The sequence below is a fragment of the Kribbella sp. NPDC048928 genome (assembly GCF_043197975.1).
Classification (GTDB): Bacteria; Actinomycetota; Actinomycetes; order Propionibacteriales; family Kribbellaceae; genus Kribbella.
This window is the reverse complement of record NZ_JBICUC010000002.1, coordinates 724,863-748,526: the sequence shown is the minus strand read 5'-3', so window position 1 is coordinate 748,526 and position 23,664 is coordinate 724,863. Positions and strand designations below refer to the sequence as shown.

General features: G+C 69.0%; 21 protein-coding genes. 11 read left to right on the top strand and 10 right to left on the bottom strand.

Annotation, left to right across the window (positions count from 1 at the left end):
• Positions 1-67 precede the first annotated feature (67 nt).
• Positions 68-541 carry a hypothetical protein gene (locus ACGFI6_RS10500; protein ID WP_393117040.1) on the top strand — a complete coding sequence of 158 codons (474 nt, stop codon included), beginning with the start codon at positions 68-70 and terminating at the stop codon, positions 539-541.
• Here ACGFI6_RS10500 and ACGFI6_RS10495 read toward each other — a convergent pair.
• The 4 genes from ACGFI6_RS10495 to ACGFI6_RS10480 are packed head-to-tail and all read right to left on the bottom strand — an operon-like array spanning position 538 to position 4,373.
• The gene (locus ACGFI6_RS10495) at positions 538-930 is read right to left on the bottom strand and encodes a hypothetical protein (protein WP_393117039.1); all 393 of its coding nucleotides are present in this window, start codon (positions 928-930) and stop codon (positions 538-540) included. The two genes, ACGFI6_RS10500 and ACGFI6_RS10495, sit on opposite strands and share 4 nt — an antisense overlap.
• 11 nt (positions 931-941) lie before the next feature.
• Entirely contained in the window at positions 942-2,261 is a 1,320-nt protein-coding gene (locus tag ACGFI6_RS10490) for an amidase (RefSeq protein ID WP_393117037.1), read from the bottom strand.
• Positions 2,258-3,472, bottom strand: coding sequence for a hypothetical protein (locus tag ACGFI6_RS10485; protein WP_393117035.1), 1,215 nt, complete (start codon positions 3,470-3,472; stop codon positions 2,258-2,260). Before ACGFI6_RS10485 ends, ACGFI6_RS10490 begins: the two co-directional genes overlap by 4 nt.
• Before the next feature lie 4 nt (positions 3,473-3,476).
• Positions 3,477-4,373, bottom strand: coding sequence for a nitrilase family protein (locus ACGFI6_RS10480; RefSeq protein ID WP_393117033.1), 897 nt, complete (start codon positions 4,371-4,373; stop codon positions 3,477-3,479).
• A 133-nt stretch (positions 4,374-4,506) separates the two neighbouring features.
• Between ACGFI6_RS10480 and ACGFI6_RS10475 the strand changes: the two genes are divergently transcribed.
• Positions 4,507-4,956, top strand: a complete 450-nt coding sequence (locus ACGFI6_RS10475) for a winged helix-turn-helix transcriptional regulator (RefSeq protein WP_393117031.1) — start codon at positions 4,507-4,509, stop codon at positions 4,954-4,956.
• On the opposite strand, the gene ACGFI6_RS10470 is transcribed toward ACGFI6_RS10475, so the two are convergent.
• The 3 genes from ACGFI6_RS10470 to ACGFI6_RS10460 form a co-directional block, all read right to left on the bottom strand.
• Entirely contained in the window at positions 4,953-6,407 is a 1,455-nt protein-coding gene (locus tag ACGFI6_RS10470; protein WP_393117029.1) for a M81 family metallopeptidase, read from the bottom strand. The two genes, ACGFI6_RS10475 and ACGFI6_RS10470, sit on opposite strands and share 4 nt — an antisense overlap.
• A 66-nt stretch (positions 6,408-6,473) precedes the next feature.
• Positions 6,474-6,878, bottom strand: a complete 405-nt coding sequence (locus ACGFI6_RS10465) for a hypothetical protein (RefSeq protein WP_393117028.1) — start codon at positions 6,876-6,878, stop codon at positions 6,474-6,476.
• Positions 6,879-6,933: 55 nt separating this feature from the next.
• On the bottom strand, positions 6,934-7,938 hold the full coding sequence (locus ACGFI6_RS10460; RefSeq protein ID WP_393117026.1) for a LacI family DNA-binding transcriptional regulator: 1,005 nt from the start codon (positions 7,936-7,938) through the stop codon (positions 6,934-6,936).
• Between the two features lie 134 nt (positions 7,939-8,072).
• Here ACGFI6_RS10460 and ACGFI6_RS10455 point away from each other — a divergent pair, with 134 nt between their 5' ends.
• Positions 8,073-9,968, top strand: a complete 1,896-nt coding sequence (locus tag ACGFI6_RS10455; RefSeq protein WP_393117024.1) for a discoidin domain-containing protein — start codon at positions 8,073-8,075, stop codon at positions 9,966-9,968.
• Here the strand turns inward: ACGFI6_RS10455 and ACGFI6_RS10450 are convergent.
• From ACGFI6_RS10450 to ACGFI6_RS10440, 3 genes are all read right to left on the bottom strand, one after another.
• Positions 9,959-11,203, bottom strand: coding sequence for an amidase (locus ACGFI6_RS10450; protein WP_393117022.1), 1,245 nt, complete (start codon positions 11,201-11,203; stop codon positions 9,959-9,961). The genes ACGFI6_RS10455 and ACGFI6_RS10450 overlap by 10 nt on opposite strands.
• A gap of 168 nt (positions 11,204-11,371) precedes the next feature.
• A complete protein-coding gene (locus ACGFI6_RS10445) occupies positions 11,372-11,989 on the bottom strand; it encodes a hypothetical protein (RefSeq protein ID WP_393117020.1) in 618 nt (205 codons plus the stop codon).
• Positions 11,990-12,022: 33 nt separating this feature from the next.
• The gene (locus ACGFI6_RS10440; protein ID WP_393118109.1) at positions 12,023-13,441 is read right to left on the bottom strand and encodes a CCA tRNA nucleotidyltransferase; all 1,419 of its coding nucleotides are present in this window, start codon (positions 13,439-13,441) and stop codon (positions 12,023-12,025) included.
• 63 nt (positions 13,442-13,504) lie between these two features.
• Between ACGFI6_RS10440 and ACGFI6_RS10435 the strand changes: the two genes are divergently transcribed.
• From ACGFI6_RS10435 to ACGFI6_RS10400, 8 genes are all read left to right on the top strand, one after another.
• Positions 13,505-15,787, top strand: a complete 2,283-nt coding sequence (locus ACGFI6_RS10435; RefSeq protein WP_393117018.1) for a DUF6049 family protein — start codon at positions 13,505-13,507, stop codon at positions 15,785-15,787.
• The gene (murJ, locus tag ACGFI6_RS10430; RefSeq protein ID WP_393117016.1) at positions 15,780-17,426 is read left to right on the top strand and encodes a murein biosynthesis integral membrane protein MurJ; all 1,647 of its coding nucleotides are present in this window, start codon (positions 15,780-15,782) and stop codon (positions 17,424-17,426) included. The genes ACGFI6_RS10435 and murJ overlap by 8 nt, the downstream gene beginning before the upstream one ends.
• Before the next feature lie 101 nt (positions 17,427-17,527).
• Complete coding sequence (locus ACGFI6_RS10425; RefSeq protein WP_393117014.1) at positions 17,528-19,180, top strand: protein kinase family protein; 1,653 nt, start codon at positions 17,528-17,530, stop codon at positions 19,178-19,180.
• On the top strand, positions 19,177-19,905 hold the full coding sequence (gene sigM / locus ACGFI6_RS10420; RefSeq protein WP_393117013.1) for an RNA polymerase sigma factor SigM: 729 nt from the start codon (positions 19,177-19,179) through the stop codon (positions 19,903-19,905). Before ACGFI6_RS10425 ends, sigM begins: the two co-directional genes overlap by 4 nt.
• Positions 19,906-20,029: 124 nt before the next feature.
• Entirely contained in the window at positions 20,030-20,791 is a 762-nt protein-coding gene (locus tag ACGFI6_RS10415; protein ID WP_393117011.1) for an anti-sigma factor family protein, read from the top strand.
• A 151-nt stretch (positions 20,792-20,942) separates the two neighbouring features.
• Entirely contained in the window at positions 20,943-21,923 is a 981-nt protein-coding gene (gene trxB / locus ACGFI6_RS10410) for a thioredoxin-disulfide reductase (protein ID WP_393117009.1), read from the top strand.
• A 42-nt stretch (positions 21,924-21,965) separates the two neighbouring features.
• The gene (trxA, locus tag ACGFI6_RS10405) at positions 21,966-22,295 is read left to right on the top strand and encodes a thioredoxin (protein WP_393117007.1); all 330 of its coding nucleotides are present in this window, start codon (positions 21,966-21,968) and stop codon (positions 22,293-22,295) included.
• Between the two features lie 49 nt (positions 22,296-22,344).
• Positions 22,345-23,469 (top strand): N-acetylmuramoyl-L-alanine amidase, encoded by a 1,125-nt coding sequence (locus tag ACGFI6_RS10400; RefSeq protein ID WP_393117005.1) that lies wholly within the window; start codon positions 22,345-22,347, stop codon positions 23,467-23,469.
• Positions 23,470-23,664: the final 195 nt, after the last annotated feature.

Here is a 23,664-nt window from a genome sequence, read left to right as displayed (position 1 = left end):
TTCGTCGGCGGTAAAAGTATGCGCCGAGGCGGAGCGGCATGCGCTTGAATCGGACCCTGCGCAGGGCGTGCTGCCCGCTGCTGGGTTCGTCGAGGCCCGGGCCGGCGCTGCCTTCCGCGCGCTGCTGGACAGCAGCAGCTGGGTGGCCGACGAGCCGTGGACGCCTCTGGTCCGGGACCTGTCTGCACCGGTGGAGGAGTTCGGGCTCCGGATCGAGTACGTCGACGCGCAGCACCTTCGCGACGACATCCTCGAGGACCGGATCGCGGTGCACCGCTCAGCGTTCCCCAAGACGTCGTTGACCCTTGAGCGCTGGCAGACCATGGCCGCGGGATCGCCGTACCGCCGGGGTCGCTGCCTGGTCGGCTACGACGCCGACGGCCGCGCGATCACCATCGCGGCAGCGGCCGCGTTGCAGGAACTGGGATCGTCGAGCGTGACCGTGTGCACCCCGAGCAGCAACGTCGGTGGCGTCGCGGCGTACGTGTCGGCCGGCTTCGAGAAGCTGCCGGACGTCACCGACTTCGCCCACAAGAGCTAGCGTTCGTCGCCGGACCAGTTCTGGTTGAAGCCGCCGAGGTGGGGGTGGTACATCTCGCTGCCGTCGTGCTGGGTGAACTCGACCTTCAGCCACAGGGCGTCGAGCTCGAAGGTCTCCACGCACGCGTCGATCAATGCCTGCGCCAGCCGGGCGCGGGTCTCGGTCGGGCGCCCGGACCGGATGTCGCACATGATCAGGCCGGATGGCGTGGGCGGTCCGGACTCGTGGCAGCGCCACACGCCGCCGCTGCCGAGCGCGTGCACGGACACCGTGAGCAGATCCATGCCGACCTGCATGATCTCCCCGTAGATGCGGCCGATGCGTTCCGCGAACGCACGTTTCGTCGCTTCGTCCGCGGTCAGCGGCAGGTCGACCTGGATCGAGGGCATGTCGTTCCTTCCTAGTGGTTGTTGGCGGTCTCGAGGTGCTGGGCGGCCGCGAAGAGCAGACCCTCGCGGCCCGGTGCGGTGACGAGTTGTACGCCGATCGGCAGCCCGTCGAGGCGCCCGGCGGGGATGCTGAGCGCAGGCGATCCGGTGAGGTTCCACGGGCAGGTCAGCGACAGCAGCGCGGACCGTACCTCCAGCTCGGCGCCCGCGACCCGGACGCTGCGCTCGCCCACAAGCGGCGCGACAACCGGTACGGCAGGCAGGGCGAGGACGTCGTACGCCGACAGCAACTCGTCGACCAGGACCCTGAACTCGTGACGCGCCGCGTCGGCCGCGGCGTAGTCCCGAGCGCTGATCTCCCGGCCCCTGCGAAGCCGGGCGAGCACCTCCGGATCGATGAGGCCGGCGTCGGTCTCGAGATGCTGCTCATGCACGCGGTACGCCTCGCAGCCTTGCAGCGTCGAGAAGATCTCGAACAGGTCCTCGGTCCGCGACCACTTCGGAAACCCGTCGACGATGTCGACGGCGAAGCCGGCGTGCAGGACGGCCTGCCGCGTCAGCTCCACGACCTCCGGATCGGTGACAGCGATCGACTCCGGCGGAATCCATCCGACCGTGAGCCCAGCGGCCGGGACCGGTTCGGCCGGACTGTCGGCCAGGGCCTGGTAGCCGAGGCGTGCGTCCTCCGTCGTCGCGGTGAAGATCCCGACGTGATCGAGCGTCGGCGCCAGCGGGTACACCCCGCCGCTGGGAATCGCGTCGTACGCCGGCTTGAGCCCGACGACACCACACAACGCAGCCGGCACGCGGACCGAACCGGCCGTGTCCGTGCCCAGCGCGAGCGACACCATCCCGGCCGCCACCGCGACCGCGCTGCCACCGCTGCTGCCACCGGACATCCGGCTCGGATCGATCGGGTTGCGGGAGGCACCGTGCACGGATCGATCGCCCGTGGCGCCGTACGCGAACTCGTGCAGTGTCGTCTTGCCGATGATCACGGCGCCTCCGGCCCGCAACCGGCGTACGACCTCGGCGTCTTCGGTCGCGGTCGCGCCGAAGGAGGTGGCCGACCCGCAACTGGTGGGAAGACCGGCCATGTCGATCAGGTCCTTCACGGCCACGGGGATGCCGTGCAGGGGTCCGAGGTCGATGCCTGCGGCAAGCTGTTCGTCCGCCTCCTTGGCGGCGGTGCGGGCGCCGTCGTCGTCGATCAGAGTGAACGCGTTGAGGGTCGGGTTCAGTTCGTGGGTACGGCGGAGCGCGGCGTCGACGACCTCGGTCACGGAGGTCTCCCGGCTGCGCAACGCCCGGGCCAGTTCAGTAGCAGTCATGAAGTGAATCCAGGGACGAGTCGGAGCGCCGGGACGATGAGCGCCGTACACAGGCTCATCGAGGCGACGTTGCCGACGAACGGATGGAAGGTCTTCGGCAGCCGCGACGAGATCGCGGCCGCCACCGGTGGCGCGATCAGCGCACCGGCGAGCGCACCGACCAGGATCGACTGGAGGCTCCCGCCGAACGCGAGCACCGTGGCCGGCGCCACCGAGACGACCGGCACGAAGGTCGGGTAGAACCCGTGCTGCCGCCAGCGTTTCCGCCAGATGAGTACGCCGGCGAACGCCGTGATCACCTGGCTGGCGAGTACTGCGCTGAAGAGGCCGGATCCGTACGCCGTACTCGACGAACTGATCAGGTGGGCGACGACTGCTCCGGCGAGGAGTGTGGCGCTGGCCCACTCGTTGCCGAAGAACTGCGCTTCGGAGAAGTCCGCCAGGGCGCGGCGCGGTACCCAGAGCAAGGAGTTCTCGGGTCCGGCCGCGGCAGGCTTATTTGCACGCCAGGCTCCGGCCGATGGCATCCAGCGAAGGCGGCCACAGATCCAGAACGCGACGGCGGCACCGAGCCACATGCCTGTGGTCGCTCCGACCACAGGCGGGAGGTTCAGGGGTCCGCAGACGTACTCGACAGCAAGGATCGAAGCGGGCGGAGTGAGGAGTGCCCCGAGGACAGCCGCCGACAGGGCGATCCGCCGGCCCGGTCCGTAGAGGACGACAACCGCGGGAGCTACCGAGACGAGTGGCACGAAGAGCGGTTGCCAACTTCCGGGGGAAAGCGTCCAGCCCCAGATGAGGTTGCCCAGAACCAGGCTCGCAAGTGCGCTCCCCGCAGCCCACGGCCAGAGGCCGGAGCCGCAGGCTTGGGTGAAGCCTCGGTGGCGCCACGACGTGCGGTGCGCGACGTGGCCGAGTAGGCCGCCGACCAGCAGTAGCGCGCCGGCCGGGGCGACCGCGTAGTACTGCGGCTCGCTGATCGATCCGAGCAGCCAGGAGACGAGTCGGGCCGGTTCGCGGTAGTCGCCGTTCCAGGGCTGCCCGCCCTGGGCGAGCCACGCGAACGTCCATCCGGCGAGCGCCAGGAGCGCTACGAAGACCACGCCGGCACCGATCGCGGCACGGCGCGAACCGATGAGTCCCGCTGTACGCCGGACAGTCGCACCGCGCGCCGTCGTACCTCGTGCCGGTGTATCTCGGGCGGTTGTCACGGGGTCACCGCGGGAGCGGAGCGCGGTCGCTGTAACCCAGCATCTGGTCGTACAGGTCGGTACGACGGTCGCGGTGCAGATCGTTGAGCTGGTTCCAGATCGGCGCCGTCCGGGCGGCGGTCAGGTCGACGTCCGCGTAGATGATCGTGTCCTCGTCCGGGCCGGCGATCCGGTCGATCGGCCAGCCGTTCGTACCGGCGATCAGCGAGTTGCCCATGAACCCGGCGCCGCGTTCCTGGCCGATCCGGTCCGCGGTCGCGATGAAGACGTTGTTGGCGTGCGCGGCCGTCATCGTCAGGTACGCCGCCATGCAGACCCCGCTCGCGTCGTACAGCGGCGGCGGCGTCCACACCCAGCCGGTCGGAATGCAGATGATGTCGGCGCCCATCTGCGCCACGATCCGCGCGGTCTCGGGGAACCAGATGTCCCAGCAGACCAGCAGGCCGATCCGGCCGATCTTCGTGTCGTAGACGGCGAAGCCCTCGTTGCCGGGCGTGAACCAGAGCTTCTCGGTGTTCCACAGGTGCGTCTTGCGGTACCGGCCGATGTAGCCCTCGGGGCCGACCAGGACCGCGGTGTCGTAGAGGGTGACGCCGTCGCGCTCGGCGACACAGCCGACGATGTAGACGTTCCGCTCGGCCGCGATCCGTACGAACGACTCGACGGTCGGACCGTCCGGGACCGACTCTGCGTGGGCGTACGCCTCCTCGCGGGTCTCGAACACGTACCCGGTGGTCGCCAGCTCCGGGAGCACGATCAGCCCGGCTCCCCCGTCGGCCGCCGCGGTCAGCCGCTGCTCAACCGCCAGCGCGTTCGCCTTCAGGTTCTCGACGCCCACGCGGGGCTCGAACTGCACGACCGCCACCCGCACCGGGCTCACGCGGGTCTCTGCCTCTGTCATGACCGCACACCTCTCGCTCGCCGAATCTGGTTTCAACTTGAAACCGCGTGGCAGTGAGCGTAGAGCAGCTGGTTTATACTTGCAACCAGTTGCCGGAACTGAATTGCCCGGCCGTACGAGGAGGCAGGCGCGAATGCCGCAGCGCGTGACGCACGAGACCGCCGAGTGCCCGGTGGCGCGGGCAGTGGATGTGATCGGCGACCGGTGGTCGCTGCTCATCGTCCGCGACGCCTTCGACGGGATCACCCGCTTCAGCGAGTTCCAGCGCAACCTGGGCCTGGCGAAGAACATCCTGTCGTCGCGACTACGCGAACTGGTCGCCCACGGGATCCTGGAGATCGTCCCGGGCGCGGACGGCAGCGCCTACCACGAGTACGCGCTGACCGAGCGCGGCCGCGACCTGTTCGTCATCCTCGTCAGCCTGCGCCAGTGGGGCGAGGAGCACCTGTTCGAGCCTGCGGAACAGCACTCCGTACTCCTCGACACCCACCACAACAAACCGCTCCGCAAGCTGGAGCCCACCGACACCACCGGCCGCGTCGTCACCCCCTCCGAAGCCTTCGTGCAGAAGGTCTCGGACTAGGGCAGGAGTTCCGGGGTCAGGGCCGGAGCTTCCATGTCCGGGTCAAAGGGGAACAGCGGACGTAGTACTTCGTGGTGACCGAGGCGGAGGAGGTCCTGGTCCACGCCGCCGGGGGTGAGGGCGAGGAGCCAGTCGGCCGCGAGGTTGTAGAGCTCCGGCTCCAGGTAGCCGATCTTGACGATGACGAGGTCCGTGGCCGCTGGGTCCAGGCCGAGCAGCGTGAAGTCGGCGATGTGGTGGTACGGCTTGCGGCGGCTGGTGAGGATCGAGTGCAGCCCACCGGCCTTGACGACCGCGACCGTACCGCCGACCGGATCCTCTGAGATCGAGAAGACCGTGCCCGCAAGCGCGACGGGGCCCGACGGACCGGAGTCAACCTTGCCGCCCGCACTCACTTCGATTGGGTTGCCGAGGCCGGCCGCGACGCACGCCGCGACGGCATCCGGGTCGGTGATGCTCGCGTGGATCGCGGTGGCCTTGCCGGACGCGAGCTCCTCGACCTTGAGCAGCTCACCGAGAGTCCACGAGACGTCGTCCGCGCCGCCCGCGGTCGGGTTGTCGCCGGAGTCGCTGATCAGGAACGGGCGTGCGCTGCTCGCAAGGCCGGCCGCGACACACTCCTCCAACGTCCCGGTCGGAGCTACGAACTCGAACCCGTCCCGCGCCTCCCAGTACGCCTGCGCCAACTCGGCCGCCCGCGCGGTGATCAGCTCCTCGTCGTCCCCGGTGACCACGACCGCCGCTCGGCAGCGGGGTTCGTCGGCCCACGCGTACCCGACCCAGACTGCGGCATCCAGTACGCCGGGCTCGTCCGCGATCTCGCCCACGCGCCGGTAGATCGACTTCGCCGGCTCCAGCCGCGTCGAGGTCTTCTCGCCCGGCAGCAGTACGGGCACCTGCACCCACGCCTTGCCCGGCTTGCCGGCGCCGGACCGCAGCCGCTCGACGAGGTTCCGCAGGGCGCGCTCGCGGCTCTCCATCGCGTCCTCGTGCGGCGCCATCCGGTAGCAGGTGATCAGATCCACCGCCGTACCGAGCTCGCGGGACACGTTCCCGTGCAGGTCCATCGAGGCCGACACCAGTACGTCGGGACCGAGCACGGTCCGGATCCGCGTGGCCAGATCAGCCTCTGCGTCCTGCCGTCCGACGACACTCATCGCGCCGTGGATGTCGAAGAACAATCCGTCGAGCCGACCGGCGTCCTCGAGGCGGGTGATGATCTCCGCCGACAGGTCGTCGTACACCTCCGGAAGCACCGCGCCGCCGGGCAGCGAACGCGCGTGCAGCAGCGGCACCCACTCGATCCCCTGCGCCCAGTCCTTGCCGAGGAAGTCGTACCGCTCCAGCAGGTGGTCTCCACGCCGTACGTCGAAGTCCGCCAGCCCGGCGCGATGCGGCGAGAACGTACTGGACTCGATGGCGATCCCGGCAATGCCGATCCGAAGGTTCATGCCTAAAAACTCCCACAACCGAGCCGTTTCGCGCATCGGCCCCGGCTCGGTTGTGGACACCGCGGATCAGTGGTCGTTGACGAAGGTCACGTACTTGTGGCCGGACCCGCTGCCGTCACCGTCCATCTCGAGTCCGATCGTGTCGCCCTCGTGCAGGTCGAACTGGTAGCCGTCGGCAGCCGACCGGGTCATGCAACTGCCGTAGCCGTTCTTGACCTCGAGCCGGTACGACTGCTCGACCCGGTCCTGGACGACGACGTACGCCCCGGACCCGTTCGCCGCGGAATCGCACAAGGACACCCAGTCTCCGTGCTCCTCGACGTACACCGTCACACCGGTCGTCTTGTACACGTGGTCCCAGACGATGCCGCCGGGAGGCTCACTGGCGAACGCGCTCCCGGTCGTCAGCACGGCCGTGGTGGCGGACAGGGCCAGTGCGCCCAGCAGGACGCGGCGCAGGTGATATCTCACAGCAGCTCCTCAGATGTTCCAACAGGTTCGAGTGGAATCCTGACGGACGATCGGGTCAGGAGCCAAAACCGGCGACGGGTCCAGTACTGCCGCGGACGACGAGTTCGGTGGCGAGTTCGATGTGGAGGGCTTCGAGGGCGTGGTGTTCGAGGAGGCGGATCAGGAGGCTGACGGCCATCCGGCCCATTTCCTGGAGGGGCTGGCGGACCGTGGTGAGTTGCGGGGTGGTCGACCGGGCGAGGTCGAGGTCGTCGAAGCCGGCGATCGACACGTCGGCGGGGACCGACAGCCCGCGCTCCGACGCGGCCCGGAGAGCGCCGACCGCGGCCTTGTCGTTGAACGCGACCAGCGCCGTCGGCCGCGGACTCAGGTCGAGCAACTCGCCGGCGGCTCGGTACCCGTGGGCCGTCGTCGGTTCGTCGTGCCGGACCAGCGACGGATCCAGCAGGATGCCGACGTCCGCCAGCGCGGCCGCGTGACCGCTCAACCGCGCATCGGCAGCCAGCCACTCCCGCGGGCCGGCGATCACGCCGATCCGCGTGTGCCCGAGCCCGGTCAGGTACGTCGTGAGTTGCCGGGCGCCGGCGTGATGGGCGGCGGAAACAGACGGAATGTCGCGCGGCAACGCGGTGCGCGGATCGACGACCACGAACGGGAAGCGGCGGGAACTCAGCCGGACCAGGTCCTCGCTCGGCTCCGGCGGCAGGATCAGGATCGCCCCACCGATCGATCGCTGCGAGGGCAGGGATTGCAGGACCGGATCGTTCGCAACCGCCTCGCCCGCGTTCAGGACGACCTGCCGGCCGTGGCGGTCGAGCGTCTCGGCGATCGACGACACGATCAGCCCGAAGTAGTCGGTGAGGACGTACGGGCAGCGTACGTAGACCGCACCCTCAACCGGTTTCGGCGTACCGCCCCGGGGTCGTGGCCCGGGCAGCCCGAGCTCCTCGATCGCCTGCTGCACCCGCCGACGGGTCTCGGGCGTGATGCCGCCCAGCTGATTGACCACCCGGGACACGGTCGCGAGTGACACCCCGGCCGCCTCCGCGACGTCTCGCATCGTCGCCCTAGCGTGCGGCATTTGTTACATCCCGTTGTTTCACGCTCAGCACTCTACGTCCACGCTCCCAGACCTTGACAGTGCTCGATCGCAGGCGTGTTCTGTGGCCGTTTGTTTCAGCCCTGAGGAGTGCGATGAGAACACCCGCCTTCGGCGTCGCCCTTGCTCTCGCGGTGGCGTCACTCACCGGTCCTGCCCAGGCCCGTCCGCCGACGACCCAGGTGCACGTCTGGGTCACGACCCCCGACCGCGCCGAGCTGCTGCACGAGCGCGCGCCGGTCACGTTCCACGACGGTGCGAGCGACCTGACCACGATCACGGTCGACCCACGCACGACATACCAGACCATGGACGGCTTCGGCGCCGCGATCACCGACTCGTCCGCCGCGGTGCTGTACCGGCTCAGCCCGGCCGATCGCGAGCAGACGCTGCGCAAGCTCTTCGATCCGGCCCAGGGCATCGGCGTGAGTTTCCTGCGCCAGCCTGTCGGCTCGTCCGACTTCACGGCGGCGAGCGAGCACTACACGTACGACGACGTACCGGCCGGCCGGACCGACTTCGGGCTGCGCCAGTTCAGCATCGCGCACGACGAGCAGCAGGTCCTGCCGCTGCTCCGGCGCGCCAAGCAGCTCAATCCACAACTCAAGGTGATGGCGACGCCGTGGAGCCCGCCGGCCTGGATGAAGACCGGCGACTCGCTCGGCGGCGGCCGGCTGAAGGACGATCCGAAGGTCTACGACGCGTACGCGCGCTACCTGGTGAAGTTCGTGCAGGCCTACGCGCGGGCCGGCGTACCGGTCGACTTCCTCTCCATCCAGAACGAGCCGCAGAACCGCAAGCCGAGCGGGTACCCGGGCACCGACATGCCCGTACGCCAGGAGGCAGCGGTCATCAACGCGCTCGGACCGCTGCTGCGCAAGGCCAGTCCGCGAACGAAGATCCTCGGGTACGACCACAACTGGACCACCCATCCCGGCGATGTCGAGTCCACTCCGCCTGGCGAGGACCCGGAGACCGACTACCCGTACAAGCTGCTCGAGTCCTCAGCCGCGAAGTGGATTGCGGGCACCGCGTACCACTGCTACTCGGGCGATCCGTCGAAGCAGACCGACCTGCACAAGGCGTTCCCGTCGAAGGGGATCTGGTTCACCGAGTGCTCGGGGTCGCACGGACCGGACGACACGCCGCCGCAGATCTTCCGCGGCACGCTCACCTGGCACGCCCGCACGCTGATGCTCGGGACCACGCGCAACTGGGCGAAGTCGGTCGTGAACTGGAACATCGCGCTCGACTCCACCGGCGGCCCGCACCTCGGCGGCTGTGACACGTGCACCGGCCTGGTCACGTTGCAGCCGGACGGATCGGTCTCCACGGATGCGGAGTACTACACGATCGGCCACCTGTCGAAGTTCGTGAAGCCGGGCGCGGTGCGGATCGGGAGCACCTCGTACGGGACGACCGGGTGGAACGGGCAGCTGATGTCGGCCGCGTTCCGCAACCCGGACGGTACGTCGGCGCTCGTCGTGCACAACGAGAACGACGACCCGCGATCGTTCGCGGTGGCGGTCGGCGATCGGACGTTCGAGTACGAGCTGCCCGGCGGCGCGATCGCGACGTACACGTGGGGGCGGGAGACCGCGAACGTACCGCAGGAGCTGCCGGCCCGAGCCGCGACGACGAGCGTGAACGGCGCCGATGCCGGGCTGCTGATCGATGCGGACGGATCGACCGTGTGGCAGAGCAAGGAGGCGCAAGCACCAGGTCAATGGGTGCAGGTCGATCTAGGCAAGGGCCAGACGTTCCGCGAGGTCGCGGTGGACAGTGGTGGGAACCTCGGCGACTACGCGCACGGCTACGAGGTTGCTGTCAGCAACGATGGGAGCCATTGGAAGACCGTCGCGTCGGGCGTGTCCACGGGACAGCTCAGCACGATCTCGGTGCGGCCGACGCATGCACGCTTCATCCGGGTCACGCAGACCGGCAGCGCGGCGAACTGGTGGAGCCTGGCGGACCTGCGCGTCTACCGCTGAGCCTCGATCCAGCACGCGACCGCGGCCGCCTGCTCGTTGCTCGACGCAATGATCTGGAGACCGACGGGGAGGCCGTCAGCCGGGATCGGCAGGCTGACGGCCGCGTGCCGGGTGAGGTTCGCCAGGCGGGTGTTGTTGAGCAGTTGCTTGCGTACCTCGAGACCGCCGTCGGCGGTGTCCGCGGCTGCGATGAGTGGCGCCGTGGTGAGAACCGTTGGTGTGACCACCGCATCCACCTGGTGGAGCAGTTGGTCGAGTTCGTCGGTGATGCGTCGCGCGTGTTCCTTGGCCTGTTGATGGTCGGCCTCGGTGACCCGCGCTGCCTCAGTCAAGCGTTGCTGGACGTCGGGTTGGTAGCGCTCGTGTGATCGGTTGCTGTGGTTGGCCGCGGCTTCGGGACCTTGCAGGTTGGCGGCGGTGGTGAAGCTGCGCGTCCAGTCCGGGAGTTGTACGTCGACCGTGTCGAGCTTCTCCAGTGCGGCCAGCCAGGCGCTGCGTACCTCGGGAGTGAGTTGGAGGTACTCCGGGTTCGTGACGACACCGATGCGGGGCGCGTCGAGTTCGGCGGTCGCCGGCTGGGACGTCAGGGCTTGTAAGGCGTACGCAGCGTCGGCGGCGGTCCGGGTCAGGACGCCCAGGTGGTCGAGGCTTTGGGAGAGCGGGAACACGCGGTCGGTCGGCAGGGTTCCGTACGACGGTTTGAAGCCGACGACCCCGCACAGCGCAGCCGGGATGCGGACCGAGCCCGCTGTATCGGTCCCGATCGCCAGCGGGACAACACCCGCTGCGACCGCAGCTGCCGATCCCGAGCTCGATCCGCCGGTCATCCGCTCCGGGTCGTGCGGGTTCCGGCACGGGCCGACGCGGTTCGACGTACCTGTACAGCCGTACGCGAACTCGTGCGTATGCGCGAGCCCGATCACGATCGCCCCGGCGGCGCGCAACCGGCGTACGACGTCCGCGTCCTGCTGCCCGATCCCCTCCATCGAGGCGGACCCGCAACGGTGCGGCAGGCCCTCGACCTCGATGATCTCCTTCAGCAGCACCGGTACGCCCGCGAGCGCCCCGCGCCGGTCGTGCGCGGCCGCGGCCTTGCGGGCACCGTCGACGTCCAGGTGGACAACGGCGTTCAGCCCGGCGGCGTCCGCAGCCCGCGACAGCGCGTCCTCGACCAGCTCCACCGGATCCAGAGCACCGGCCCGGACACCAGCAACGATCTCCTCCAACGACTTCACCGGCTCATCACATCACGGCAGCGCGGACGACGGGAGGTGCACCATCGGGAGAGCCCGGACGGCCTTGACCAGGTCCGAGGTTGACCGCTGAGCTGGTGGGTTCGCGCAGGGATGCGCAGGGCGGGGGCAGGCGGGGGGCGGTCGGCGGAGCGCGAACGCTCGGGTGGGTTAGTTCGGGAGGTCGAGGACCAGGTTGCTGCCGTCGCGGTGGAAGCCGAGAGTCTTCAGGTACGGGGTGGAGTCGCGCATCCCGGGCGGTGCGATGACCTGGCGGAACCCGTGCTCGGTGAACACGTCACTGCGCCGGTACACGAACTCGCCGGGCGTGAAGTCGCGGTACTTCGGCACCACGTAGTCGAGGTCGATCTGCGCACGCCCGGTGCCGGCGTCATGGGCGAGGACCACGCCGACCGTACGGTCACCGTGCTGGACCAGAAACGCGTACGGGCTGACACCCGCAGTGAACTCCGGGTTGAACCGGCTGATGTCCTTGCGATGCCGCTCGAGGATGAACCCCAGGTACGCATCGCCGTCGTGCACCTGGAGCACCTGGTACTCCGCCTCGTCATGCCTGTGCCGCAGCAGCCGCCACAGATGCACAACGTTGATGACGGCAAGCACCGCGTTCATCCCGACCATCGGCCAGACGCCGACCACCGCGTTGAACGCAACCAGAATCACGCACCCGACCAGGTTCAGCACCCGCAGCCGCAGAATCCGGGTCTGCACCAACGACCAGACAACCAGCGCCGACCCGCCCCACCCGACAACACTCCATACATCCACAGCGCGAGAGTAAGGCCTGAGTTCGGCGTGGACTCAGCGCTCGGACCACCAGTGGAGGAGTTTTTCGCGGGCGCGCTCCTCGCCGAGGGGGCCTTCGTCGAGGCGGAGGTTCATCAGGAACTTGTAGGCCTCGCCGACCTCGCGGCCGGGCGGGATACCGAGGATCTCCATGATCTGGTTGCCGTCGAGGTCCGGGCGCAGGGCGTCCAGTTCCTCCTGCTCCTGCAGGCGGTCGATCCGGACCTCGAGGTCGTCGTACGCGGCGCGCAGCGAGTCCGCCTTCTTGCGGTTCCGGGTGGTGCAGTCGGCGCGGGTCAGGACGTGCAGACGCTCGAGCTGGTCGCCGGCGTCGCGGACATAGCGCCGTACGGCGGAATCGGTCCACTCACCGTCGCCGTACCCGTGGAACCGCAGATGCAGCTCGATCAGCTTGCTGACCTGGTCGATCTGCTCGTTGCTGAACCGCAGCGCCTTCATCCGCTTCCGGGCTAGCTTCGCGCCGACCACGTCGTGGTGGTGGAACGTCACCTTGCGTGCACCTTCGAAGCGGCGCGTCTTCGGTTTCCCGATGTCGTGGATCAGTGCGGCGAACCGAACGACGAAATCCGGCGTCCGAACAGACAGACGGGATTCCAGATCGATGGCCTGGTCGAGGACGGTGAGCGAATGCTGGTACACATCCTTGTGCCGATGGTGCTCGTCCTCCGCGTCCAGGAGCGCCGGCAGCTCGGGCAGCACGTGCTTGGCCAGCCCGGTGCCGACCAGCAGGTCGAGCCCGATCCGCGGGTGGTCGGCGCAGATCAGCTTCTCCAGCTCGTCGCGGACCCGCTCCGCGGACACGATCGTGATCCGCTCGGCCATCGCGGTCATCGCGGTCACCACCGCCGGGTCCGGTGTGAACCCGAGCTGCGCCGCGAACCGGGCCGCCCGCATCATCCGCAGCGGGTCGTCGGAGAACGAGTCCTCCGGCGTACCGGGGGTCCGGATCCGGCGGTTCGCGACGTCCTCGAGCCCGCCGTACAGGTCGACGAACTGCCGCGACGGCAGCCGGACCGCCATCGCGTTCATCGCGAAGTCCCGGCGGGCCAGGTCGCCCTCCAGGCTGTCGCCGTAGGACACCTCCGGTTTGCGCGAGGTGGGATCGTAGGTTTCCGACCTGTAGGTCGTGACCTCCAGGACCCAGTCGCCCTTCCGACTACCGATGGTGCCGAACGCCTTGCCGATGTCCCAGACATGGTCCGCCCAGCCGGACAGCAACCGCTCGATCACGTCCGGGTGCGCTGACGTGGTGAAGTCCAGATCCTTGCTCCCCCGGCCCAGCAGAATGTCCCGGACAGGACCGCCGACCAGGGCGATCTCGTGGCCGGCGTCGGCGAACCGGGAGCCCAGTTCGTCGACCACGGGTGCGAGTTCCAGCAGGGCCTGGACGGCTCGTTGCTGGACGCCGGACAACGATCCGGCGGAGGCTGACTGGTCGGCAAAGGGTGACACGGGGAACTAGGTTACGGTGACGGCGTGTTGACACGGAGACTGAGGCTCCCGGCGGTGCTGGGTGCCTGCTTGTTGGTTGCTGCTTCGGCAGCGACTCTCAGCGCTCCTGCCAATGCGGAACCGGTCGACGAGCCGGGCGTTCAGGTCACCATCGACTCGTTCGGGCCGGTCGCGCCGAAGGTCGGTCAGGACGTGGTGATCAAGGGCCGGGTGACCAACACCAGTTCGGTGACGTTCAACGAGCCGCAGGCACTGGCCTGTATCGACCGGACCCGGCTGTCCAGTACGGCCGCGCTGGACCGGATCTCGACCGAGCAGAACCTCCCGATGGACAAGCGGGACAGCTGCAGCAACCTGACCAACGACAGCCAGACGTTCCAGCCGTTCGACCAGCCGCTGGCGCCGAAGCAGACCGTCGCGTTCTCTCTCAAGGTCCCGTGGAACGAGTGGCAGATCCGTTCCGAGACCGGCGTGTACGTCGTCGGCGTGACGTTCCGCGGTGCCGGACCCGACGGTGCCCGCGTGATGGCCGGCCGGGCCCGGACCCTGATGCCGGTGCTGGGCAAGAAGCCGCTGACCCGTACGGTCAGCACCGCACTCGTGATCCCGCTGCGGCACCGCCCGACCCAGCTCGGCGGCCGGAACTTCGCCGACGAGTCGCTGGCGAAGGCGATCGCCCCGACCGGTTCGCTCGGCCGGCTACTGGCCCTGGGCAAGCAGCACCGGGTGACCTGGCTGGTCGATCCGGCAATGCTCGACGAGATCCGGCAGTTGGCGAACGGCTACGGAATCCTCGGCCAGTCCGCGCCGGGCGCCGGTCAGGCTGCGGCGATCACGTGGCTCAAGGAGTTCGACACCGTCCAGGCCAAGGGCGACCAGGTCGTCCTGCTGCCGTACGGCGACCCGGACGTGGCCGGCTTGCTCGACTCCGGTGCCCCGCTCAAGGAACTGGTCGGCGAAGCCCGCAAGAAGACCGAACAATCCGGCGGCGAGCAGGCCAAGAGCTTCACGAACGGGCTGCTGCTCGAGGGCGGCGCTGCGGCCGGCCGCTATCTCGGCGCCGCGTCCGGCGGCTTCACCGGCTCCACGCCGGACGACCTCAACCTGGTCACCAGCTCGTCCTGGTCCGCGGCCACCCGGCCGGTTCTCACGAGCACCCCGGTGTACAACGTACAAACGCCGGGTCCCGACCAGATGGTGCGGACCGTCATCGCGGACTCCGACCTGACCCACGGCGGCCCCGACCCGGAGACGGCGGACAGCCCGCTCCAGGTCCGCCAGCGGTTCGCCGCCGTCACCGCACTGATCGCCGCCGCCGGCACCGGCACCGCGTCCGTCGTCGCTCTGCCGCCGCGCAGCTGGGACGCCGACGGGGCGGCCACGGCTGCGATCGCGGCCAGCTTGTCGACGCTGCCCTGGATCACGCCCACCGATCTCAGCTCGATCATCGCCGCCAACCCGAAGCCGCAGCCCACCAAGGCACCGGCCGCACCGCGCTCGAACGGCGTCCTGTCCGAGGCTCAGATCGAGAGCATCAAGCAGCTCGACAGCGCGACCACCACGATGGAGAACCTGCTCGACGACGGCAGCCAGCTCCCCGAGGTGATGACCCAGGCCTTGCTGCGCTCGACCTCGGCCGGCTGGGCCGGGCACCCCGAAGAGGCGCAGTACTTCACCACCATCGAGCTCGGCTCCGCGAACCAGCAGCTCGGCAAGGTGCACCTGGTGAACGCCAGCGTCGACCGCGGCCTGCGCAAGGAGATCAAGGTCAACCTGGCCGGCAGCAAGGGCACGTTCCCGCTGACGGTCACCAACGACACCGACTGGTCGGTACGGGTCGGCATCGAGGTCGCCCCGGTGAACCGCTCCGACCTGAAGATCAAGCGCCCGCAGACCGCCGTGCTCGCCCCCGGGCAGAAGTGGACCCCGCGGATCACCGCGAGCGCCGAGCAGAACGGCCTGATCCGCGCCACCGCCCAGGTGACGAACGCGGACGGCCAGCCGGTCGGCAAGCCCCAGGAGCTGCTCATCCAGGCCAGCCAGTACGGCAGCGTCGGCTGGATCCTGGTCGCTGTCGCCTGCGCACTGCTGTTCGGGACATCGTTCGTCCGCATCTACCGCCGGATCCGCAACGAGCGCCGGAACCCGGCGCCCGCGGCCGAGTCCGCGGCCGAATCCGAGTCCGAGTCCGCGGACACCGGCGACGAGTCGCCCGATCCCGCCCACGATCGCCCGGAGGCGACCGACGTTCCCGAACAAACACCGGGGACGTCGCTGAAAGAAGGAGTCGGTTCGAAGGATGGCTGACCGCACCCTGCGATCCGCGGCGGTGATGGCAGCCGGAACGGTGCTGTCCCGCCTGCTCGGATTCATCCGGATCGCCCTGCTCGCGGCCGCCATCGGCACCGCGCTGCGCGGCGACATCTTCACCGCCGCGAACACGATCCCGAACAGCCTCTACATCCTGCTGGCCGGCGGGGTGTTCAACACCGTGCTCGTCCCGCAGTTGGTGCGCGCGATCAAGAACCACGACGACGGCGGCCAGGACTTCACCAACCGGGTGCTGACGTTCGGCTTCGTCGTACTCGCGGTCGTCACCGTGGGCTGCGTACTGCTGGCGCCGGCGATCGCCGAGCTGTACCTGCCGAAGGAGCTGCACAACCCGTCCCGGGTGACCGAGAAGGCGAACATGATCATGTTCGTCCGGCTCTGCCTGCCGCAGATCTTCTTCTACGGTGCGTTCGTCCTGGTCGGCCAGGTGCTGAACGCGCGCCGCCGGTTCGGCCCGATGATGTGGGCGCCGATCGCGAACAACATCGTCGCCTGCGCGTCGATCGTCACCTTCCTGCTGATCTACCGCACCGGCGACAACCCGCCGACGTACAGCCACGGCGAGGAGTTGCTGCTCGGGCTCGGGCACACGCTCGGGATCGCGGTGCAGCTGCTCGTGCTGCTGCCGTACCTGAAGGCCAGCGGACACCGGTACCGGATGAAATTCGGCCTCCGCGGCACCGGGCTGGGACACACTGCCCGATTGGGCACCTGGACCGTCCTGTTCGTCGCGGTGAACCAGGTGACGCTCGTCGTCGTCACCCAACTGGCGATCGCCGGTAGTGCCTCGGACGATCCGGGCGCGAAGGCGGGTCTGTTCGCGTACAGCACGGCGATGCTGATCATCCTGGTGCCGCACGGCATCGTCACGGTCTCGCTCGCGACGGCGGCGCTGCCACAGATGTCCGCGCTGGCCGCCGACGGCGACACCGCCGAGGTGGGGCGGATGTCGGCGCGTTCGATCCGGCAGACGCTCGCGATCGTGGTCCCGGCGGCGGCCGCGATGATCGCGTTCGCGCACCCGATCGTGACGCTGATCGCCGGGTACGGCTCCGGCAAGAACAACCTGCCGCTGATGTCGTACACGCTGATGACGCTCGCGCTCGGGATCGTGCCGTTCACCGTCCAGTACTTCCAGCTACGCACGTTCTACGCCTTCGAGGACACGCGGACACCGTTCTTTCTGCAGTGCGTGATCGCCGCGACGAACATCGCAGCCGCGCTGATCGGCGTCCGGGTACTGCTCGACAAGGCACACCTGCGCTTCAGCGGTGTGGTGCTCGGTGGGGCGTACGCGCTGGCGTACCTGGTCGCAGTCCTGATCTCCCGCCCGGTGCTGCGCCGGAAGGTGCCGCGCGTGCCGGGCGCGGGGATCGGCCTGCCGCTGCTCGCGATGGTGATTGCGGCGGTCGCCGGCGCCGGTGCGGGACGTGTAGTGCTCTGGGTCCTGAGCCTGGCGATCGACTGGTCCGGACCGATCGGCGCGCTCCTCGAACTCGCCGTGGCCGGGGTCGTGATGCTCCCGGTGTACGCCGGTGTGTCGCGGGTACTGCGTATCCACGAGGTCAACGATGTGGTGTCCATGGTCACATCGAAGTTGCCGATCGGACGCTGATCCGGACCGCTTGTGCATTAGTGCACCACGTGCCGGGTCAGTAGGGCATTAGCATGGGGCCTGCGATCAGGCCGCTGGCTTCAAGGAGGGCGAGAGACACCGTGTCGAACCAGACCGTGAGTCCTGGTGCCCTCCTGGCCGGGCGGTACCGGATCGCCGAGTTGCTCGCGGAGATCGACGGCGCCCGCGTGTGGCGAGCCGTCGACGAGGTGCTCAGCCGTGCGGTCGTCGTGGACGTCCTGCCGGTCGGGGACCCGCGGACCAATCTGCTCTTCGACGCCGCCCGCCGGGCCGCCGCGGCGAACGACCCGCGGTTCCTGCGGGTGCTCGACTGCGACATGCACGACGGCGTGACGTACTGCGTACGCGAGTGGGCCGGCGGCCGGACGCTGGAGCGGATGCTCGGCAGCGGGCCGCTCACCGGGCAGCAGGCGGGCTGGCTGGCCCGCGAGGTGTCCGAGGCCCTCGAGAACCTGCACCGCACCGGCTTCGCACACGGCGCGATCAGCCCGGCGACCGTGGTCGTCACGGACGCAGGCGCGATCAAGGTCGTCGGTGTCGCCACCGAGGCGGCGCTGCGTTCGTCCGGTGCCGGTTCGCCGGAGGAGGACGTGCACTCGCTCGGTGAACTGCTGTTCGCCTCCCTGACCGGCCGCTGGCCCGGCCCGGCTCCCGCCTGGGGCCTCCAGCCCGCTCCGGTCGAGCACGGCCGGCTGCTGAGCCCGCGCCAGGTGCGCGCCGGCGTACCGCGATCGCTGGACGACATCAGCGACCGGCTGCTCGGCGACCCGCCGCGGCACCACGCCCCGCCGATCACGAGCGCGGCCGGTCTGTCCGCCGCGCTGTCCGGAGTCGTCGGCAGCTCCCACGAGCCCCCGAACCAGATGGACGAGACCGTCCAGGTCGCCCGTCAGAACGGCAGCATCGACGACGCCACCCAGGTGGTGCCGCAGGCCCCGCCGCCGGCGCTCGACCCGCACTCGGCGTACAACTCCGAGCCGAACGGCTACCGCCAGCCGCAACAGGCCTACGAACCGGCCACGGACACCCGCCCGGTCCGCCGGCAGCCGTCCTCGTCGAACGGGAACGGCCGGCGCCGCGACGAGCCGAAGCGGAAGGGCTCCTGGGGCGGCCGGATCCTGATCCTGCTGGCGATCCTCGCGCTGCTGTCGGTCGTCGCGATGGCGCAGTTCCTGCTCAAGGGCGCGATGAACAACGACCAGGACAGCGGTGACGGCGGCACCAAGTCGAGTGCCCCGCCGCAGACCAGCACCACCCCGTCGGCGACCACCGGCGGCAAGGCCACCATCGCCGGCGCCAAGGACTTCGACCCGCCGCCGGGCAACGGCGAGGAGCACCGCAAGGACGTCCCGAACACGTACGACGGCAAGCCCGACACCACGTGGAAGACGCAGTCGTACAAGAACAAGCCGAACCTCGGCGGCATCAAGGAGGGCGTCGGCATCATCTACGACCTCGGCGCGAAGACCTCCGTGTCGAGCGTCGCGGTGGCGCTGCAGGGTGACGACACGAGCCTCGAGGTGCTGATCCCGAAGGGCGACACCACCAAGTCGCCGACCTCGATCGACGGCTGGGACTCGGTGGCGACCCAGGAGGACCAGCCCGAGGGTACGGTGACCCTGAAGCCGACGGCACCGGCCGAGACCCGGTATGTACTGGTCTGGCTGACCAAGCTGCCGAAGGTGTCGGACGGTTACCAGGGGATCATCTCGGAGGTCACGATCCAGAAATGACCGCTCACCTGGACTCGGGCAATCCGCCGCCCCGGCCGGACGTCCCGCGCATCGGCGCGGACGAACCGGTTCCGCAGGGTGTGGCGCAGCCTGCCCCTCCGAGTGGCCCGGCGAGCTTCGACCAACTGGACGACCACGAACTGCTCCGGATGCACGTGGCCGGCAACCCGGACTCGTTCGGGTACCTGGTCAAGCGGCACCGGGACCGGATGTGGGCGGTCGCGATCCGGACGCTCGGTGAGCCCGAAGAGGCCGCCGACGCGCTGCAGGAGGCGTTCATCTCGGCATTTCGCCGGGCGGACTCGTTCCGCGGCGACGCCAAGGTGACCACCTGGCTGCACCGGATCGTCGTGAACGCCTGCCTGGACCGGATCCGCCGCCGTCAGGTGCGGGCCGCCGATCCACTGCCCGAGGACGAGGACCGCGCCGCCGAGCTGGCCGGTCCGGCCGAGGACGACCCGGCCGAGGTCCGCGAGCGCCGGCTCGACGTACTGAACGCGCTGAAGCAGATCAACGAGGACCAGCGGGCCGCGCTGGTTCTGGTCGACATGGAGGGGTACTCGATCGAGGAGGCGGCCGCGATCCTGGACTGCGCCCCCGGTACGGTCAAGTCCCGCTGCGCTCGCGGCCGCGCGAAACTGCTTCCGCTGCTGCGGCACTGGCAGACGACCCGGAAGTCCGACGTACCGGAAGAGTCCGCCGCGGAAGCGGTGGGAACCGAATGAGCAACTCCCCCGTCGAAGCGAAGTCGCCTGCCTCTGGCGACCGGACGACTGACACCTTCGACCGGAGTTTCCTGATGACCATGTGGCAACGGCCACGCACCTCCCGTGAGGAGGCGAGCCCCCGATGACCGATCCCGGTCTGCCGACCAGTGAGCACCTCGAGCACCTGGACACGGACACGATCGCCGATCTGATCGAGAACCTGCTGCCTGCCCCCGAGGCGCATCGCGCTCGTGAGCATGTGAAGGCCTGCCCGGAGTGCCAGCAGACGTACGACGCGCTCGTGCAACTGACCATCGACCTGGCCGACGAGGGCCGCGCCGACATCCCGATCCCGGCCGACGTCGCCGAGCACCTGGACGCGGTGATCGTGTCCGAGTCGGTGCTGCGGGCCTCGACCGTCGGCGTGCACTCGCTCGCCCAGATCCGCGAAGAGCCGCGCCGGCACCTGCCGAAGCTGCTCGGCGCCGCGGCCGGTGTGGTGCTGATCGCCGCGCTCGGCATCGGCGTCGTGTTCGCGACCAAGGACCAGGCGAACGAGGGCGCCGCGGCCACCGACTCGAACACGCCGCCCGCCGAGACCGTGACGATGAACTCCAAGGACATCGGCTCGTCGGCGAAGCGCTGGCTGGATCACACCCCGAAGGCGATCCTGCACGGTTCGAACGACGAGCAGTCCTGCGCCCGGGCGTTCGCGGCCGACCGCTCGAACTCGAACGTCCGGCTGGTGCAGCCTGCCAAGGTGGACGGCAAGCGGTCCACGCTGATCGGGCTGCAGGGCGCGTCACCGAGCGACATCCAGGTCTTCGCGGTCACCGGATGTAGTGCTCCTGGTGGCGTTGCCACGTCGTTCTACGAGACCACGGTCACTCTCAGCAACCGCTGACCCGCCCGCTGTACGGCGATGCGGTGCACACGCTCCTCGGTGGGTACCGTATTCACACGGTCCCACCCCACCACCCGGCTCTGGGGAATGGTCGGCCTCTAGGATCCGTTGAGTACGACGTCACTGTCTCGACGACACGAGGAACGCCTGAATGAGCGACTCCACAGTCCGCAACGTCATCATCGTCGGTTCCGGCCCGGCCGGTTACACCGCCGCCGTGTACGCGGCACGCGCGGCCCTGGAGCCGTTGGTCTTCGAGGGCTCGGTCACCGCGGGTGGCGCGCTGATGAACACCACCGAGGTGGAAAACTTCCCCGGCTTCTCGCAGGGCATCATGGGCCCGGCGCTGATGGACGAGATGCGTACCCAGGCCGAGCGGTTCGGCGCCGAACTGGTGCCGGACGACGTCACCAAGGTCGACCTGACCGGCGACATCAAGGTGGTCACCGACTCGGCCGGCACCGAGCACCGCGCGAAGGCCGTCATCCTGGCGATGGGCTCCGGCTACCGCAAGCTCGGGCTGAGCGACGAGGACCGGATGTCCGGGCACGGAGTGTCCTGGTGTGCGACCTGTGACGGCTTCTTCTTCCGCGACCACGAGATCGCGGTGGTCGGCGGTGGCGACTCCGCCATCGAGGAGGCCACCTTCCTGACCAAGTTCGCGAAGAAGGTGCACCTGGTGCACCGTCGCGACGAGCTGCGCGCGTCGAAGATCATGGCCGACCGGGCCTTCGCCAACGACAAGATCGAGTTCCAGTGGAACTCGGCGGTCGACAAGATCCACGGCGAGGACAAGCTCAGCCACGTGACGCTGAAGGACACCGTCACCGGCGAGACCCGCGACCTGCCAACGACCGGCCTGTTCATCGCGATCGGCCACGACCCGCGGTCCGAGCTGGTCAAGGGCCAGGTCGACCTGGACGAGGAGGGGTACGTGCTGGTCAAGGCGAACAGCACCGAGACCAACCTGCCCGGCGTGTTCGCGGCCGGCGACCTGGTGGACCACACGTACCGGCAGGCGATCACCGCCGCCGGCACCGGTTGTGCCGCCGCGCTGGACGCCGAGCGTTACCTGACCGCGCTCGAGGACGTGGCGACTGCCGCGCCCGCCACCCAGCCCGTCTCCGTCTGAACCTCAACCATTCCATTCCAAGGCATTGAAGGAGCTACACCCGTGGCCGAGAAGATGAACGCCGTCACCGACGCCGAGTTCGACCAGACCGTACTGAAGAGCGACAAGCCGGTCCTGGTGGACTTCTGGGCCGAGTGGTGCGGACCGTGCCGTCAGGTATCGCCGATCCTGGAGGAGCTGAACCAGGACCACGGCGACAAGCTGACGTTCCTGAAGATGAACGTGGACGAGAACCCGGTTACCCCGAGCAACTACAAGGTCACGGGTATCCCTACTATCAACGTCTACGTGAACGGTGAGCTCGCGAAGTCCATCGTCGGCGCCAAGCCGAAGGCGGCGCTGCTGAAGGAGCTGGCAGCCTTCACGGGCTGATACTGAACGGCCTGAGTCACCCCGCCACACCGGCAAGGAGCTTTACCTGATGGAATCCCCGCACGGCGTGTACCGGATCGGCGACAGCGGTGAGGCGGTCGCAGAGATCGTCGGCAAGCTGCAAAGACTCGGGCTGCTGGCCGGCGGTCACGACGTCTACGACGAAGCGACCGCACACGCTGTCCGGGGATTCCAGCAGCAACGCGGGCTGATGATCGACGGGGTCGTCGGCCCGCAGACGTACCGGGCGATCGACGACGCGCGCTGGCGGCTGGGCGACCGGCTGCTGACGTACGTTCCGGCGCATCCGCTGAGCGGTGACGACGTGCAGAGCCTGCAGGCGAAGCTGCAGGAGCTCGGGTTCGCGGTCGCCCGGATCGACGGGATCTTCGCGGCCGACACCCAGCGCGCGGTGACCGAGTTCCAGCGCAACATGGGTCTCCCGGCGGACGGCACCTGCGGACCGTCGACGTTCAAGGCCTTGCAGCGGATCCGCCCGATGGCGACCGGCGGCCGTCCGGACGCGCTGCGCGCACGGGAAGCAGTGCGCGCCGCCGGGCCGCGGCTGTCCGGCAAGACCGTGGTGATCGACGCGGGGCACGGTGGCTTCGACTACGGCTGGGAGGGCTTCGGCCTGCGCGAGTCCGACATCGCGTACGACCTGGCCGCGCGGATCGAGGGCCGCCTCGGCGCGACCGGCGTACGGGCGTACCTGTCCCGCGGCCGCGACCAGGGGCCGGACGAGCTGGCCCGCGCTGCGTTCGCCAACGACACCGACGCGAACCTGTGCGTCTCCCTGCACACCGACGGTTCGATGAACCCGGAGGCGCAGGGCGTCGCGACGTACTACTACGGCAACGACCTGCACGGCGCCTCGTCGAGCGTCGGCGAGCAGTTCGCCGGGCTGGTACAGCGCGAGATCGTCGCCCGTACCGACCTGCTGAACTGCCGTACCCACGCGAAGACCTGGGACCTGCTCCGCCGCACGAAGATGCCGGCGGTCCGCCTCGAGATCGGGTACGTCACCAATCCGCACGACTCGGCCCGCCTGGCCGACCCCGCCTTCCGCGACGTGATCGCCGAGTCGATCGTCGTCGCCATCCAGCGCGTCTACCTCCCCCCCGACCAAGACGCCGCCACCGGCATGCTCCGCTTCGGCCAACTCACGGTCTAGTGTCCTGGGTCTGCCCGACTCTGTGCACGAGATCCGTATCCTGGGCACCGCTCCGTACGGATCTCGTGCACGAGGTCGCAGCGCCAGCCCGGGTAGGTGAGGATTCAGGATGCGGGATCTCGACTTATCTCACGGACTTCAGGCGCACCCGACCCGGCTGGAGCAACTTTGTGCTGAAGGATTAGTGCAGCGAGC

What these genes read in the sequence shown, in the direction of transcription:
- ACGFI6_RS10460 (WP_393117026.1), bottom strand. Translation starts at nt 7,938, where the DNA reads ATGCGAGACGTCGCGGAGGCGGCCGGGGTGTCACTCGCGACCGTGTCC.
- ACGFI6_RS10415 (WP_393117011.1), top strand. Translation starts at nt 20,030, where the DNA reads ATGACCGATCCCGGTCTGCCGACCAGTGAGCACCTCGAGCACCTGGAC.
- murJ (WP_393117016.1), top strand. Translation starts at nt 15,780, where the DNA reads ATGGCTGACCGCACCCTGCGATCCGCGGCGGTGATGGCAGCCGGAACG.
- ACGFI6_RS10455 (WP_393117024.1), top strand. Translation starts at nt 8,073, where the DNA reads ATGAGAACACCCGCCTTCGGCGTCGCCCTTGCTCTCGCGGTGGCGTCA.
- ACGFI6_RS10490 (WP_393117037.1), bottom strand. Translation starts at nt 2,261, where the DNA reads ATGACTGCTACTGAACTGGCCCGGGCGTTGCGCAGCCGGGAGACCTCC.
- ACGFI6_RS10400 (WP_393117005.1), top strand. Translation starts at nt 22,345, where the DNA reads ATGGAATCCCCGCACGGCGTGTACCGGATCGGCGACAGCGGTGAGGCG.
- sigM (WP_393117013.1), top strand. Translation starts at nt 19,177, where the DNA reads ATGACCGCTCACCTGGACTCGGGCAATCCGCCGCCCCGGCCGGACGTC.
- ACGFI6_RS10475 (WP_393117031.1), top strand. Translation starts at nt 4,507, where the DNA reads ATGCCGCAGCGCGTGACGCACGAGACCGCCGAGTGCCCGGTGGCGCGG.
- ACGFI6_RS10480 (WP_393117033.1), bottom strand. Translation starts at nt 4,373, where the DNA reads ATGACAGAGGCAGAGACCCGCGTGAGCCCGGTGCGGGTGGCGGTCGTG.
- trxB (WP_393117009.1), top strand. Translation starts at nt 20,943, where the DNA reads ATGAGCGACTCCACAGTCCGCAACGTCATCATCGTCGGTTCCGGCCCG.
- ACGFI6_RS10470 (WP_393117029.1), bottom strand. Translation starts at nt 6,407, where the DNA reads ATGAACCTTCGGATCGGCATTGCCGGGATCGCCATCGAGTCCAGTACG.
- ACGFI6_RS10495 (WP_393117039.1), bottom strand. Translation starts at nt 930, where the DNA reads ATGCCCTCGATCCAGGTCGACCTGCCGCTGACCGCGGACGAAGCGACG.